The organism is Mesoflavibacter sp. CH_XMU1422-2, from assembly GCF_037029245.1.
Lineage (GTDB): Bacteria > Bacteroidota > Bacteroidia > Flavobacteriales > Flavobacteriaceae > Mesoflavibacter > Mesoflavibacter zeaxanthinifaciens.
Genome location: NZ_JAYMEE010000063.1, coordinates 1 through 1,205, shown reverse-complemented (window position 1 = coordinate 1,205; position 1,205 = coordinate 1). Strand labels below are relative to the sequence as shown.

The window sequence follows — 1,205 nt, the reverse complement described above, 5'->3', positions numbered from 1 at the left end:
CATTGCAATTTTCTATCTTTCAGTCTCAATCGGAAAATCGTACCGATTTTCCGCAACTGAAATTTATACGCTAACGTTGTAAGCCATTTGAACAGACCAATAAAAATGAATAAAAACCGAGAATTTTGGTACTTCCTATTACAAGGAACTTTAGACAATAAAACAGGAGTTTATTCAAACTATTATGCTTACGGAACACATTGTGGAGATTGTCTATCAAAAGCAATGGAAACAGCACAAAATGAAGGTGTGATAAAACCAGAATTAATTGAAACTTGTAGATTAGATGATTTAGAGAGTTTTGAATTGCCAAAAGATGCAATAGAAATGAGTTCGGACATTTTTATGCTTCCGACTTTCAATACTTATGAATTAAAAGAAGAAGAAACGGAATTTACACCACCAACTGGAATTGCATTCGGAACTGACGAAAATGAATACGAAACAGATTTAATAAAGGAATGTTTTGTTGCATATAACAAAAATGACAATGGAATATTTGAATTTGAACTTGTTGCGGATAATTCTCGACTAATTGAAACGTATTTTAAAGCTATTGACTTTTTACCTACAACAGACGGGTTTTGGATTTATATTCGTGACCATTGGGAAAATGAACAAACGGAACTTTTCGCAGGAAAAGATTTAATCTCAAAAGAAGATATAATTAAATTCTTAAAGTTAAATAGTGAATCAACATTAAAAAATGGATTTATCGATATTGTAGTTCATTCAAAAAAAGGAGAAACAAATTTGACTTTGGATGAACATAAAAAAATTCAATTACACACAAAAGACGAGTCTGTATTTAATGAATTTATTGGAAAAATAGTTGGAATCGGATTTGAACAAACCAGAGATTATTACAACATTGAATTTGGCTATTACCATTGGCATTATAGAACAGATAAAAGTTTGAACCGAACTGAATTCAAAAAAATGTTGAGAGAAAAGAATTTTGAACAAATAAATATGAATTAAAAAACGGCTTACAACAATGGCTATAAACAATTGCTATTACAGGCTTATCCTGAAAATTCCTGCGGAATTTTCAACTTGTAGTGTACTTGCAAAAGTCCGTGCTAACCCACGCAACTGTTCATAGCCGAGACCGTTGGTTACAATAGCGGAATTAAAAACTAAACGTAAAAATCGTGCGAATTCCGAACTTTGAAAACAGCAGAACTTTGCGTAAAAAAGTTTTA

The 1,205-nt window shown here is 31.4% G+C and carries 2 protein-coding genes; one reads left to right on the top strand and one right to left on the bottom strand.

From position 1 onward, the window contains the following. The first annotated feature begins 105 nt into the window (after positions 1 to 105). Positions 106 to 981 (top strand): hypothetical protein, encoded by an 876-nt coding sequence (locus WA340_RS11880; protein ID WP_336129229.1) that lies wholly within the window; start codon positions 106 to 108, stop codon positions 979 to 981. Between the two features lie 36 nt (positions 982 to 1,017). Here the strand turns inward: WA340_RS11880 and WA340_RS11875 are convergent. Further along, positions 1,018 to 1,205, bottom strand: a 188-nt coding sequence (locus WA340_RS11875; RefSeq protein ID WP_336129228.1) for a hypothetical protein, incomplete at its 5' end; no start/stop codon positions are given.